This is a genomic window from Candidatus Propionivibrio aalborgensis (genome assembly GCF_900089945.1).
Classification (GTDB): Bacteria; Pseudomonadota; Gammaproteobacteria; order Burkholderiales; family Rhodocyclaceae; genus Propionivibrio; species Propionivibrio aalborgensis.
This window is the reverse complement of sequence record NZ_FLQY01000179.1, coordinates 1-13,515: the sequence shown is the minus strand read 5'-3', so window position 1 is coordinate 13,515 and position 13,515 is coordinate 1. Positions and strand designations below refer to the sequence as shown.

The 13,515-nt window shown below is 55.7% G+C and carries 11 protein-coding genes, 4 tRNA genes and 1 pseudogene; 6 read left to right on the top strand and 10 right to left on the bottom strand.

The window, feature by feature from the left end; genetic code table 11:
- On the bottom strand, nt 1–1,847 hold a 1,847-nt coding region (gene dnaK / locus PROAA_RS09645), incomplete at its 3' end, for a molecular chaperone DnaK (protein ID WP_186411141.1).
- 77 nt (nt 1,848–1,924) lie between these two features.
- Nucleotides 1,925–2,467, bottom strand: a complete 543-nt coding sequence (grpE, locus tag PROAA_RS09640; protein ID WP_186411140.1) for a nucleotide exchange factor GrpE — start codon at nt 2,465–2,467, stop codon at nt 1,925–1,927.
- Nucleotides 2,468–2,632: 165 nt separating this feature from the next.
- On the opposite strand from grpE, the gene PROAA_RS09635 reads away from it, so the two are divergent.
- Entirely contained in the window at nt 2,633–3,970 is a 1,338-nt protein-coding gene (locus PROAA_RS09635; RefSeq protein WP_186411139.1) for a protein kinase domain-containing protein, read from the top strand.
- Nucleotides 3,971–4,007: 37 nt separating this feature from the next.
- Here PROAA_RS09635 and PROAA_RS09630 read toward each other — a convergent pair whose 3' ends face one another.
- The 3 genes from PROAA_RS09630 to hrcA form a co-directional block, all read right to left on the bottom strand.
- Entirely contained in the window at nt 4,008–5,078 is a 1,071-nt protein-coding gene (locus PROAA_RS09630) for a VCBS repeat-containing protein (RefSeq protein ID WP_186411138.1), read from the bottom strand.
- A gap of 95 nt (nt 5,079–5,173) precedes the next feature.
- Nucleotides 5,174–6,277, bottom strand: a complete 1,104-nt coding sequence (hemH, locus tag PROAA_RS09625) for a ferrochelatase (protein WP_186411137.1) — start codon at nt 6,275–6,277, stop codon at nt 5,174–5,176.
- Nucleotides 6,277–7,305, bottom strand: coding sequence for a heat-inducible transcriptional repressor HrcA (gene hrcA / locus PROAA_RS09620; RefSeq protein WP_186411136.1), 1,029 nt, complete (start codon nt 7,303–7,305; stop codon nt 6,277–6,279). Before hrcA ends, hemH begins: the two co-directional genes overlap by 1 nt.
- A gap of 87 nt (nt 7,306–7,392) precedes the next feature.
- Here hrcA and PROAA_RS09615 point away from each other — a divergent pair, with 87 nt between their 5' ends.
- The gene (locus PROAA_RS09615) at nt 7,393–8,319 is read left to right on the top strand and encodes an NAD kinase (RefSeq protein ID WP_186411135.1); all 927 of its coding nucleotides are present in this window, start codon (nt 7,393–7,395) and stop codon (nt 8,317–8,319) included.
- Nucleotides 8,320–8,345: 26 nt separating this feature from the next.
- On the top strand, nt 8,346–10,004 hold the full coding sequence (recN, locus tag PROAA_RS09610) for a DNA repair protein RecN (protein WP_186411134.1): 1,659 nt from the start codon (nt 8,346–8,348) through the stop codon (nt 10,002–10,004).
- Nucleotides 10,005–10,139: 135 nt separating this feature from the next.
- On the opposite strand, the gene PROAA_RS09605 is transcribed toward recN, so the two are convergent.
- Complete coding sequence (locus tag PROAA_RS09605) at nt 10,140–10,832, bottom strand: Bax inhibitor-1/YccA family protein (protein WP_186411133.1); 693 nt, start codon at nt 10,830–10,832, stop codon at nt 10,140–10,142.
- A 140-nt stretch (nt 10,833–10,972) separates the two neighbouring features.
- Here PROAA_RS09605 and PROAA_RS09600 point away from each other — a divergent pair.
- Both PROAA_RS09600 and PROAA_RS19395 read left to right on the top strand, forming a co-directional pair.
- Nucleotides 10,973–11,060 (top strand) — tRNA-Ser (locus tag PROAA_RS09600).
- A gap of 232 nt (nt 11,061–11,292) precedes the next feature.
- Nucleotides 11,293–11,452, top strand: a pseudogene (locus tag PROAA_RS19395) (ATP-binding cassette domain-containing protein); the annotation flags it as partial.
- A 376-nt stretch (nt 11,453–11,828) separates the two neighbouring features.
- Here PROAA_RS19395 and PROAA_RS09590 read toward each other — a convergent pair.
- A complete protein-coding gene (locus PROAA_RS09590) occupies nt 11,829–12,113 on the bottom strand; it encodes an antibiotic biosynthesis monooxygenase family protein (RefSeq protein WP_186411132.1) in 285 nt (94 codons plus the stop codon).
- 379 nt (nt 12,114–12,492) lie between these two features.
- Here PROAA_RS09590 and PROAA_RS09585 point away from each other — a divergent pair, with 379 nt between their 5' ends.
- Nucleotides 12,493–12,843, top strand: a complete 351-nt coding sequence (locus tag PROAA_RS09585) for a hypothetical protein (RefSeq protein WP_186411059.1) — start codon at nt 12,493–12,495, stop codon at nt 12,841–12,843.
- Nucleotides 12,844–13,136: 293 nt separating this feature from the next.
- On the opposite strand, the gene PROAA_RS09580 is transcribed toward PROAA_RS09585, so the two are convergent.
- From PROAA_RS09580 to PROAA_RS09570, 3 genes are all read right to left on the bottom strand, one after another.
- Nucleotides 13,137–13,213: transfer RNA gene (locus PROAA_RS09580), tRNA-Asp, on the bottom strand.
- 56 nt (nt 13,214–13,269) lie between these two features.
- A tRNA-Glu gene (locus PROAA_RS09575) sits at nt 13,270–13,345 on the bottom strand.
- A 25-nt stretch (nt 13,346–13,370) separates the two neighbouring features.
- A tRNA-Ala gene (locus tag PROAA_RS09570) sits at nt 13,371–13,446 on the bottom strand.
- Nucleotides 13,447–13,515 lie beyond the last annotated feature (69 nt).

Genomic DNA, 13,515 nt, shown 5'->3' with positions numbered 1-13,515 from the left:
GCACCCTCGGTTGCTCCGGATTCGGCTTGCTGTTTGGCGTACATCTTTTCACCCAGCTTCTGCGATGCCGTTCCGAGCGCCTCACTCTTGGCCTTGATGGCTTCCAGATCGTTGCCACGAATCGCCTCTTCCGCTTCCTTCATGGCTGCTTCGATCTGGCTCTTTTCGTCATCCGAGAGTTCCTTTCCGTACTCAGCGAGCGACTTCTTGACCATGTGGATGATGCCGTCACACTGATTACGGGCTTCGGCAAGTTCGTGGGCCTTCTTGTCCTCTTCGGCGTGCAATTCGGCGTCCTGTACCATCCGCTGAACTTCCTCTTCGGAAAGGCCTGAAGAGGCCTGGATCCTGATCTTGTTTTCCTTGCCCGTGGCTTTGTCCTTGGCCGAAACGTGCAGAATGCCGTTAGCATCGATATCGAAGGTGACTTCGATCTGTGGCATACCGCGCGGCGCAGGTGGAATGTCTGATAGATTGAACTGCCCAAGGCTTTTGTTGCCCGAAGCAATCTCGCGCTCGCCCTGTAGAACGTGGATGGTCACTGCCGACTGGTTGTCGTCGGCCGTTGAGAAGACCTGGCTCGCCTTGGTCGGGATCGTCGTGTTCTTCTTGATCAGTTTGGTCATGACGCCGCCAAGCGTTTCAATGCCCAGCGAAAGCGGTGTGACGTCGAGCAGTAGCACATCCTTGACTTCACCCTGCAGTACGCCACCCTGTATCGCGGCGCCTACGGCGACTGCTTCGTCCGGGTTAACGTCACGCCGTGGCTCCTGGCCAAAGAATTCCTTTACCTTGTCCTGCACCTTGGGCATCCGGGATTGGCCACCGACCAGGATCACATCGTTGATGTCGGTGATCTTGCAGCCGGCATCCTTCAGCGCGACACGGCAAGGTTCGATCGTGCGTTCAATCAGTTCGTCGACCAGCGACTCGAACTTGGCGCGGGTGATCTTGACTGCCAGATGCTTCGGTCCAGAGGCGTCGGCAGTAATGTAAGGCAGATTGATCTCGGTTTGCTGGCCTGAAGACAGCTCAACCTTGGCTTTTTCAGCGGCATCCTTGAGCCGCTGCAAGGCCAGAACGTCGGCCTTGAGGTTGACGCCGGACTCCTTCTTGAATTCGTCGATTACATAGTCGATCAGGCGCTGGTCGAAGTCCTCGCCGCCGAGGAAAGTGTCGCCGTTTGTAGCCAGCACTTCAAACTGGTGTTCACCGTCGATTTCGGCGATTTCAATGATCGAAATGTCGAACGTGCCGCCTCCGAGGTCGTAGACGGCGATTTTCTTGTCGCCTTGCTTCTTGTCCATGCCAAAGGCGAGCGCCGCCGCCGTTGGTTCGTTGATGATGCGCTTGACTTCGAGGCCGGCGATACGCCCAGCATCCTTTGTCGCTTGACGCTGGCTGTCGTTGAAGTAGGCGGGAACGGTGATGACTGCTTCAGTCACTTCCTCGCCAAGGTAGTCCTCGGCGGTTTTCTTCATTTTGCGCAACACTTCGGCTGAAACCTGTGGCGGTGCGATCTTGTTATTACGCACTTCAACCCATGCATCGCCGTTGTCAGCCTTGAGAATCTTGAAAGGCATCAAACCGATGTCCTTTTGGACTTCCTTTTCTTCGAAGCGACGGCCGATCAAGCGCTTGATAGCGTACAGCGTATTCTTCGGGTTGGTGACTGCCTGGCGCTTGGCCGGCGCGCCACAGAGGATTTCACCGTCTTCGGCGTAAGCGACGACCGACGGCGTGGTGCGCGCACCTTCTGAGTTTTCGATGACCTTCGGTTTGCCCCCCTCCATGACGGAAACGCAGGAGTTGGTTGTGCCGAGGTCGATACCAATAATTTTGCCCATGTCAGAGTCCTTTAGTGTGATTCGTGAATACCTGTATGTGTCGGGATGAGCCCTAGGTGGGGCTTATTGAGTGCTTTTCAAGATTTTGGTTTGGAAACGATGACCAGAGCTGGGCGCAATACGCGGTCGGCGATCAGATAGCCCTTTTGCAGGACGGTGACCACTGTATTCGGCTCCTGTTCTGCGTCGACCATGCTGATCGCTTGATGAAAATGCGGGTCGAACTTCTCGCCAACCGGATTAAGCTCTGTCAGGTTCGATTTTTCGAAAGCGGCAACCAGTTGCTTGAGCGTCAGCTCGGTGCCGGATTTCATGCTTTCGATGGTTGGTGTTTCGGCGCCAAGCGCCGCTTCAAGGCTATCCTTGACGGCCAGCAACTCATCGGCAAAGCGTTCAACGGCAAATTTTGACGCCTTGGCAATGTCTTCCTGGGCGCGGCGGCGAACGTTTTCGGATTCGGCCTTGGCGCGTAACCAGGCATCGTGGTGTTCTTCCGCCTTCTGTTCGGCCAGACGGAGGGTCTCTTCAAGACTGGGCGTGCTGTCAACGACGGGCGCTGTGCTTTCCTCAGTGTTCTCGACACCGGCTTCCGTCGCAGTTTCTTTGTCAGGCGCTTGCATAAATGGTGGTCTCCCTGAAAACTCAGGCGTAGCTGGGGGCGTGTTTTCAGATTTCAAGCACCGCAAGCATGTTTTTTTGGCGAGGATTAATATAATCTCGTCTTTCGCAGGGTTGCACTGCTACGATTCAAACCCCGAATTGGCACGAGTTCACACGGTATCGGCATGGCAGAAAAAATTGGCAAGTACGAAGTCATTCGAACCTTGGGCAAGGGTGCGACGGCCATCGTCTATCTGGCTCGTGATCCGGATTCCAATCGCGAGGTTGCGGTCAAGCTGATTCGCTTCGGCGAGGAAAACGCGGCCATGTCGCGGCGGCTGCGCAAACTCTTTCAGACGGAGGACTCGATCGGTCGGCGTCTGGATCATCCCAATATCGTCAAGATCTTTGATGCCGTGGTCGAGGCTGATCGAGCCTATATCGTCATGGAGTATATCGACGGAACGGTACTTGAACACTATTGCTCAATCAATCGTCTATTACCCATGCATCGCGTGGTCGGCATCATCTTCAAATGCTGTCTGGCGCTCGATCATGCCTTTCGGCAGGGTGTCGTGCATCGTGACATCAAGCCGGCCAATATCTTGATCGATGCGGAAGACAACCCGAAGATTACCGATTTCGGACTCGCCTTGAATCTGAACAAGGACATGAACAAGGACTCAACCTTCGTCATGGGTGTGGGTTCCCCGGCTTACATGTCGCCGGAACAGGTCAAGAACTATCCGCTCAACCAGAAAACAGATCTGTATTCACTTGGAGTGCTGTTGTTCCAGCTGCTGACCGGGCGGTTGCCATTTCGCGCCACAAATCAAGGCGCCTTGGTCTACAAGATTGTCAATATGGACACCCCTTCGGTGTGCGATCTCAATCCGAACCTGCCAACCGGATTGGATCCGATTCTGAAAAAGGCGCTGGAAAAGGATCTTTACAGCAGGTATCGAAATGGCGCGGAGTTTGCCAAGGATCTCTCCACCGTCAGATATCAGATGCTTGACGATGTTGATTCCACTCAGGACACGACGCATTTCGAGAGACTGCGCAATGTGGAATTCTTCGCCGACTTCGATGATATCGAATTGTGGGAAGTGCTACGTATCAGCGTCTGGCGCGAGGTCGCACCGAAAGTCGTGTTGATTCGCGAGGGCGACAACAACCGAATCTTCGGCGTGCTTGTCAGCGGTTTCGTCGAGGTTTCGCAGGAAGGCAAGTCCATTTGTCGTCTCGGTGCAGGCGAAGTGGTTGGTGAGATGACTTTTCTGCATCCGAGCGACACAACGCGATCGGCTTCCGTGACAACTTTGGAGCCGACACTGTTTCTCGAAATCAATAGTGCCGCACTGGAATTGAGCTCGGACGAAGTTCAGGAGCGATTCCAGAAAACCTTGGTCGCCAAGGTCTTGGGCCGTTTGCGCGGAGCAAATCAGGTGCTCGCCAAATTAGGCCAGCCAGCCGTGAAAGGAAGTCGTGTCGGCTGCGATCTGGAGTTGGCGCCGCCTTAATAGTCCGAAAAATCAGCATGCATGGACATGTCGATCGTCATACGGTCAGATCAATTTGTTGGACCGAGCCGGCTTTGCCATCTTCCTGCAAGAAGAGTCCACTTGACCTTATCTGGCCCAGCAAGGCGTTGGTGCCGGTTTTGAGGTCAAATGGTGTGTCCAGGTGCGCGAGGCTGATCGCACCTACGTTCGCCTGCTTCAGTGTTGCCAGATGGTCCTTGCCTTCTCCATCTTTGCGCCAAACGCTCAACTGGTTGTAGGCAGCATCGTTTTCGTCGATCCAGCCGTTCTGGTCAGAGTCAAGTGCGGAGAGTTCGAGAAATCCATTGCCGCTCTTCGCCCCGAACAGTTCCGATCCGTCGTTGATTTTGCCATCGCCGTTTCGGTCGAATGCGAGGAAACCGCTGTTGCCAGACAGGAAATTTATCTCTTCCGCCTGACCGTCGGAATTGAGGTCGAATTTGAAGCGCTGGCTGGTCAGCTGGGCGGCTGAACCATTAAAGTTGAGAACCAGCGGATCCAGTTTCTTCCGTGCATCTCCGGCACGGATACTGATATCGGATTCTTCATGGTAATTCCGCGACATTGACAAGGTGATGTTGAAACTGATTTCCTTGCCATCTGTCGTACGAATGACGCCAGTTGCCTGGAAGCTGGTCTGCTCGGTTTCCGTGTAGGATTCGTGACGATCATATTCAACACCAAAGCCAGCCGCGTCGACGGCTTGCGGCGGTGCTTGGGTTGGGCTCCCCCGACTCTGGCCCTGATCTGCTGCTGCCGGTGTTTCAACTCGCAGTTCGTTCGCGTCGAAAACCTGGACATCGCGGCCAGTCAACATGGCGATCATGGCTCGGATGAGGAGCAGCTTCGGGTCGTTTTCGGCGGCGTCGATGCCGTCCTGAATTGCGCGAACTTCGCTGGACTGAGCGGTCTTTCCCGCATCTGAGACTTGCACCTGTGGCGGTACGTCGCCTGCTGGCCGTCGCTGGGTACCGTCAAGGTCCGGACGGCGATCGCCGATCCACATGCGCAAGCTTTCTTGCAGTTCGTGCCGCTGCAGACTTGAATGACTGGAATCGAGCAGGACACTGGCGCTGTCGATTTTCATGAGGCCTCCTTTGACGTCCGTTAACTCGCTGGTAGGGAGTTAACGGCTATGAGAAGTCGTCACTTGAGAGTGAATCACGAATAGTTTTGTGTGCCTCAGGACATGGCGCCCAGCGATTTCGCGCGTAGTGCACTGGTTTCGAGAGCAGAGGTATTCGGTATATCTCGGGTCGGCCAGCCTTGCAGGTGCGTACTGGCCAAGTCCGCAAGAGCGTGGATCCAGTCATCGCGCTCGTTCAGGCAGGGAATGTACCGGTACGCCTTGCCGCCGGCGCGAATGAATTCGGCCTTGCCTTCCATGGCGATTTCTTCGAGCGTTTCCAGGCAGTCAGCAGGAAAGCCGGGACAAATGACATCGACGGTCTGCACACCTTGTTTACCGAGTGCAGCCAGCGTTTGCGCGGTATACGGTTGCAACCATTCCGTTCGACCGAAACGCGACTGAAAACTGATCTGGTACTCGTCCGCGCCAAGATTCAGTGCTTCGGCCAGCAGACGGGCGGTTTTATGGCATTCACAATGATAAGGGTCACCCTTGTCGAGGGTGTAGCGAGGCACACCGTGAAAACTCATGATCAAGCGGTAGGATGCGTGTGGGCGGCCATTGGTCATCCAGTGCTCGCGAACACTGCTCGCCAGAGCCTCAACGTATCCGGGGTGGCCGGCATAGCTCCTCAGCGTTCGGAGTTCCGGCTGGTTCCGGATCGAAGCTGCCCAGGCAAAGGCTGCATCGAAAGCCGACGCGGTCGTGCTTGAAGAGTATTGCGGGTAGAGCGGAAGCAGCAGGAAACGTGTACAGCCCTCGGTTTTGAGACGGGAGAGCGTGGTCGGAATCGATGGCTGGCCGTAACGCATCGCATAGTCGACGACGACGCGATGTTTGGCTTCGCCGAGGAAACCGCGCAACATTGTGGCTTGTCGTTTCGTGTGCACCTGCAACGGCGAGCCTTCAGGTGTCCAAATCAAGGCGTATTTTTCGGCTGATTTTCGGGGGCGGACGTTGAGGATGATGCCATTGAGAATCAGCCACCAAACTGCCCGGGGAATCTCGACCACACGTGGGTCAGAGAGAAACTCCTGGAGGTAGCGACGTACGGCCGAAGTGGTCGGGGCTTCCGGCGTACCCAGATTGATCAGCAACACCGCCGTCTTTTCGGCCGTACCATGCCGGTATTCAGGCTCAGGCAGGTATCGGGACATCAGGAGTTTTTCTGGTAGGTTAGGGCGGATGAAAGAAGCTTCGCCGTAATATCGACGATCGGGATTACGTCCTCATAGGCCATCCGCGTTGGGCCGATGACGCCTACTGACCCGACGATCTGACCATCGACCTCGTAGGGTGCGGTGACGACGCTGCATTCGTCGAGCGGTGCGAGCCCCGATTCACCACCAATAAAAATCTGGACTCCTTCGGCACGGTGTGAAACGTCAAGTAATTGCATCAGCGCGGTGCGCTGTTCGAAGAGATCGAAAAGTTCGCGCAGGCGCTTCATGTTGGACGAAAGTTCCTCCACTCCGAGCAGATTTCGCTCGCCGGAAATGACGTAATGCTCATCCTCCCGGTTCAATGCCTCATCGCTTGCCGACATGGCCGCAGCCATCAAGTCCTGCAAATCGCCATGCAGTTTTCGCAGGTCTTCCTTGACCCGACTGCGGATATGTTCGAATTCGTGGCCAGAGAAGTACCGATTGAGATAGTTGGTTGCAGTAACAAGATCAGAGGCCGAATAGGGCCGCTCGGTGAACAGAATCCGGTTTTGCACATCACCATCCGTGGTAACGAGAATCAGCAGGATGCGCTTCTCGGACAGGCTGACAAACTCCATCTGTCGGATTCTGGGCGCCTTGCGGCGTGGCGTCAGAACGATGCCGGCAAAATGCGTGAGTCCGGAGAGCAGGTGCGATGCGCTGATGATGAGCTGCTGCGGTTGTGATGGATGGAGTTGACCTTCGATCGCATGGATCCTTTCTGTTTCCAGCGGGTGCATGACGAGCAGGCTGTCGACAAAAAAGCGGTAACCGCGAGATGTCGGTATGCGTCCGGCAGATGTATGGGGGCTGGAAATGAAACCCAGATCTTCGAGATCGGCCATGACGTTACGTACGGTGGCAGCTGACAGGTCGAGGCCCGAAAATTTCGAAAGTGCGCGCGAGCCAACAGGCTGGCCGTCGGCTATATAGCGCTCGATCAAGGTTTTGAGCAGGGTTCTGGAACGTTCGTCGAGCATGAGACCGATTCTACAAAAGATTCGTAGAAAAAAGGGGTGATCGTAAGGTGCAATGAAAACGATTCAAATTGTGGTCTAATTCGATTCATGAATGAAGACCCAATTCGCTCGCCCGGGGGTAGCCCGGCCTTGCCGAGAACCATCGCGCTGATCGGAAAGTATCACAGCCTTGAGGTTGCCGATTCGCTCAGCATTCTGGCAAGGAATCTCGATGATCGCGGAATTACGGTGCTCGTCGAGGAGGCGACGGCGAACTGTTCCGAAGCATCAACCGATTTGAAAAACTGGGCGATTCGCGATTTTGCGGCAATAGGCGAGCAGGCCGATTTGGCTATTGTTCTTGGTGGCGACGGAACGATGCTCAATGCGGCGCGGCAACTGGCGCGCTATCGTGTGCCACTTGTCGGCGTGAACCAGGGGAGACTCGGTTTCCTTACGGATATAGCGCGCTGCGACATGCTGACCTGCATGGATGAGCTGCTCAGCGGAAAATTCACACCTGAAAATCGTATGCTGCTCGTCGCCGAGGTTCTGCGGGGAGGGGAATGTATCGCGTCCAGCCTCGCTCTTAATGACGTTGTAGTTGATAAAGGCGCCATTGGCCGCCTCATCGAATTTGATTTGTTTATCGACAACGAGTTCATTTACAACCTGCGCTCGGATGGCCTGATCACGTCTACGCCGACCGGGTCGACAGCTTATTCGCTGTCGGCCAATGGCCCGATTCTGCATCCCCATGTTTCCGGGATTGCCCTGGTGCCGCTTTGCCCGCACTCGCTGACCAATCGGCCGATTCTGGTGGGCGACCGCAGTGAAATTGAAATCCGCATCGTCAACGCCACGGATTCACGGGTGCACTTTGATGGTCAGGTAACGATCGATTTGAGGCCGGATGATTGGGTGCGAATCATTCGCTCGGAATTTTCGATCCGCCTACTTCAACCACCCGGTTACAGCTATTTCGCCATGCTTCGCCAGAAGCTGCATTGGAGCGAGAAGCCAGTAACGCAATAGGCCATTCTGAGGCCCTCTGCCCACCCATGCTGCATCGATTGACAATTCGGGATTTCGTGCTGGTTGACCGTCTTGAGCTTGAGTTCAAGCCGGGGTTTGGCGCGCTGACCGGGGAAACCGGCGCCGGCAAATCGATCCTTGTCGACGCGCTGGCGTTTGCTCTGGGCGAGCGTTCCGATAGTGGCTTGATCCGTGTCGGTAGCGAACGTGCCGAGGTTAGCGCCGAATTCGATCTGCGCGGATCGCCAGCAGCGACCGACTGGCTGCGCGGACAGGATATCGATGTCGAAGAGGGATTGTTGCTGCGCCGTGTCGTTGATTGCACGGGCCGCTCGCGCGCATATCTGAACGGCTCGCCGGTTACGGTTCAGCAATTGCGGGAGGTGGGCGAGTCGCTGGTTGATATTCACGGGCAACATGAACATCAATCGTTGCTGCGCGGCGATGCACAACGCGTGCTGCTTGATTCCCACGCCCGGCTGGCTCCGCTGAAGAACGAGGTTTCGGATGCCTGGGGCCAGTGGCGCGATGCCAAGATGCGGCTTGATTCGGCAGCGAGTGGCGTTGAGGAGCTGGAACGTGAGCGCGAACAGCTTGAGTGGCAAGTTCGGGAAATTGAATCGCTGGGTTTCTCCCTCGAGGAGTGGGAGCCCCTGAACATTGAGCACAAGCGTTTGGCGCACGCTGTCAGCCTTGTCGAGGGAGCCCGGTTTTCGCTGGAACTTCTGGCCGAAGGCGAGGGCGCTTGTGAAGTGCAGGTTGATAGCGTTGCGAGACGGCTTGAAAGCCTGGCTGAATATGATCCGGCACTAGCCGAAGTGGCTGGCCTGATTCAATCGGCGCAAGCGGAACTTGCCGAAGCGGTTTCGGCGCTTCGCCGATACGCCGATCGGATTGATCTCGATCCGCAACGTTTGGTTGATGTTGAGCGACGGATTGAGTCTGTGCTCGGCTGCGCACGCAAATTCCGCTCAAGTCCGGAAGCCTTGCCGGCGCTGCTTGAGCAGTTGCGGGAACGGCTGACCGTTCTGCGTGAGACTGCGGATATCGCCGGTCTGGAATCACGAGTCAATGTGGCCCGTGATCACTATGAGGCGTTGGCAAAACGGCTGTCAAGAAGCCGCGCCAAGGCTGCCGAAGCTTTGGGCAAAGAGGTCAGCCAGGTCATGCAGCAACTGGCACTCGGAGGTGGGCGATTCGAGATTGGACTGGTTCCGGTCAAGGGAGGTGCTGCCTTTGGACTGGAACAGATCGAGTTTCGCATTGCCGGCTTTTCGGGAGGTGAAGCGCGACCATTGGCAAAAGTCGCTTCGGGCGGCGAGCTTTCCCGAATCAGTCTGGCGATTCAAGTGGTGACCAATCAGGCGGTGAACGTCCCAACGCTGATTTTCGATGAGGTAGATGTCGGAATCGGTGGCGGGGTTGCCGAGGTCGTAGGCCGATTGCTCAGTGAATTGGGTGCCACAAGGCAAGTGTTGTGTGTGACACATCTACCCCAAGTCGCAGCGCGCGCCAGTTGGCAATGGCAGGTTTGCAAACTTGCCGAGGACGGTCAGATTCGCAGCAGCGTTATAACGCTTGATGGCGATGCCAGGATCGAAGAGCTTGCCCGCATGCTCGGGGGCGTCGAAATAACCACCATCACCCGGCAGCACGCGAGAGAAATGCTGAGCCTTCCCGATTGAGCGGTCAGTGATTCAGTCGCCAAAACATCCGGCGAAGCGGATGGGACTGAAAAAGCCAGCTATCAGAGGGAGAAGCGGGGAGCAGGAGAAAAGGATCGGGCGACGGCTGAGCGCCGCCCGGGTCATGCACAAGAATCAGTCGCGTTCGCCACTGAACGCCATCAGCAGATTAAGCAGGCTGACAAAGACGTTGTAGACATCGAGATAAACGGCGAGCGTTGCCGAGATGTAGTTCGTCTCTCCGCCATTCACAATTCGGCTGATGTCGTAAAGGATGTATGCCGAAAAGACCAGCACCGCAACGGCCGAGATGGTCAGCGATAGGGCCGGGATCTGGAAGAAGATATTGGCCACTGCGGCCAGCAGTACAACGATCACGCCGATAAAGAGAAATTTGCCGAGGAAACTGAAATCCTTCTTCGTCACGGTCGCGATGCCGGCCAAGGTAAAGAAAATGGCCCCCGTGCCACCGGCCGCCGTCGCGATCAGCGTCGGGCCGTTGGAAAAGCCAAGCGCCACCTGCAGGATGCGCGAGAGCATCAGACCCATGAAGAAGGTGAAGCCCAGCAGCAGGACAACCCCCATCCCGCTGTTCTTGGTACGCTCGATACCCCACATGAAACCGAAAGCAACGCCCAGAAACACCATAAAGGAAATCATCGGGCTGCCGGCAAAGAACGAGAACCCCATCTGCACGCCAACCAGTGCGCCGATGACTGTCGGAATCATGGACAAAGCGAGCAACGCATAGGTATTGCGCAGGACCTTGTTCTGCTGCAGTGATGCTACTTGAGTTGCCTGACCTGTAATCCGAAACTGCTGTTGCATGTATCTATCCTCCAAAGTAACAAGTTTGCGGCTTGTTTGAGACTGCGCAAGGATGCCACAAGTTGCGAGACGGGGGGTAACAGTTTGTAACGTGTTATCATGCGCTCCGCCACAGTCGGATAGCATTGTGGCCAGAACAAGGAAGCGTGGCAGAGTGGTCGATTGCACCGGTCTTGAAAACCGGCAAAGGGCAACCTTTCGTGAGTTCGAATCTCACCGCTTCCGCCAATACACAGAATTAAACAAATGATTGTATTGGATATTTTGTTTCAATTGCCTCGTTGACCATCAATTCCAATATCAATCGGCGCCTCGATTGGCTGGTTGCCGCTGTCCCGCCGACGCTGGTTTTTGTGCGTTTTCCAGCCGGGCGCTTGCGGCCATTTCATTGAAATGGAATGGAAGCCGCCCAGCCGTCGTCTGAGCTTAGCCGCACGAGCCAGCCGAAATCCACGAAGTGATCGAGAAACTGCCCGAAGGCTACCAGACCGAGATCGGCGAACGCGGCACCGGACTCTCGGGTGGGCAGAAGCAGCGCATCGCCATTGCCCGAGCCTTGCTCAAGTGGCCAAAGATATTGATCTTCGATGGGGTCGTCTCAAATCTCGACAGTCAGACGGTGGAGCGCTTTGCGAAGACGATCAACAAGTTCAAGGGGAAGGTGACGATGATCTTCATCACGCATCAGATTCCTAGAGGGCTGCAGGTCGATGAGGCATTCAGCTTCGGGGGTGACAGCCAGCATACGAGGCGGATGGAAGTGGTGGTGGTGGAAGAAAAGGGATGAGTGGCGAGAAGAATGGTTTGGAGCTTGTACGGAGGGAGAAGGCGGCCGATAGTCGCGGGCTGAGGTATCCCGGCTTTACCGGACGTTTTAATCAGGACACACGATCCGGGCCGAAATCTCTCAATCGGAACAGCCAAACGCCGCGGAAAGCCAAGGTCTTCGAATTGACGGAATGGCTGAATCCGGGGCGCTTGCCCGCGTGTCGCGCGTCAGGGTATGTAAACCTCGTACTCCGTCGGTTCGTCCGTCAGGAGGTCGATCTGGTTCTGGATTTCCGTCCTCTCCTCGCTGTTGAACCATTTGCGCCAGTCGTCGACGTTTTGCCATGCGCCGATGACCAGACTTTGGCCTTCCTCATCGAAACGCCGGTAGGTTTCTCCCGAGATGTAGCCTTTCTGGTTGACTGTCGCTGCTCTCAATTTCTTGAGAAGGAAATCCAGTGCATCCAGGTTTTCATTCTTGATCTTGCGTTTGATCAGAACCTTGACTGCCATGATGTGTGCCTCCTTGCGTTGATTACTGTTTATCGGACTTGCACGTGCAAATGGGCAACAAACAATATTCCGAGGTTCCTACTCTTGCCATCCTCGGCATTTCTCCCTTCCCTGTCTTGACGACGGCTTCAACGGGGGCAGAAAGCTCAGTGTTCCCGCAGAGCGAATCGTCACAAGGACGGCGGGTGTTCGACCCCGAATCTTGCAGATGACATCAGTCATTCAAAGATCCGTGATCTCAGTATAGAACCCAAAATTCGGATTATCTTTCGTGGAACGAGTGGCCGAGAGACTTACGCGCGACGCGAAGCGGCAGGCACAGCGCGAAGAAGGCTCGGCCACGGCAACCAGCGTGGCCTAACCGCATATCTAAAATTAGATGGGCGCCTCCGGGTTTGCAAGGCGTTTTTCTGATGAAGGCCACGGGGATTTGGTTGCACGCTTATCTCCGGCCGCAAGTTCAGTTGTACCTCAGCATGTCATCCTGAGTGGCCACAACCGCGACGCAGTCTTCACCAGTGACGAAGACTGCCAGTTCTTCAAGGACGAACTGCTTGAACCCGGCAGGCGCTACGCTCGGGCGCTTCATGCCTATGTGCTGATGACCAACTATGTTCACCGGCTGATGCAGTCATTGGGACGGCGCTATGCCCGATACATCAAATCGCTTCTGCCGGCGCACTGGCAACCTGTAGGAGAGCCGCTACAATTCCAGCCTCGTTCAGGCTGAAACCTATCTTCTGGCCTGCTATCGCTGTATCGAGCTCGACTCGGTTCGGGTCGGCATGGTAACCGAGCCCGGTCAATACCGCTGGTCCAGCGACGCTTCGCAGGTCAAGGCACAAGCCGATTTTGGGTTCTGAACAGGGACAGAACAGGAAAACACGGTCAGGGAAAAGCGAAATGTCTCTGACCCGATTGGAACCGATGCAAATTGAAATCGCACGGTAATCGGCAGCAAACGCAAAATGGCTGCTCTCGTGTCCGATGGATTCGGACGCGAAAACAGCCATTGGGGAATGTTGGCGGAGTGGACGGGACTCGAACCCGCGACCCCCGGCGTGACAGGCCGGTATTCTAACCAACTGAACTACCACTCCAATACTTCTAGATCGAGGGTTGCGGCATTTCATGCCAGGCAACCGTTGCCTATTCTTGGCGTCCCCACGGGGATTCGAACCCCGGTACCTACCGTGAAAGGGTAGTGTCCTAGGCCTCTAGACGATGGGGACCCGGACGATGTTTCTCTCGGCTTGTTGGTGGAGGTACGCGGGATCGAACCGCGGACCTCTTGCATGCCATGCAAGCGCTCTCCCAGCTGAGCTATACCCCCGCTCGAAAGAAGGGCGCATTATAGGGATGGGGTCAGTTCTTGTAAAGTGCTTTGTGCCTTCTGCGGGCT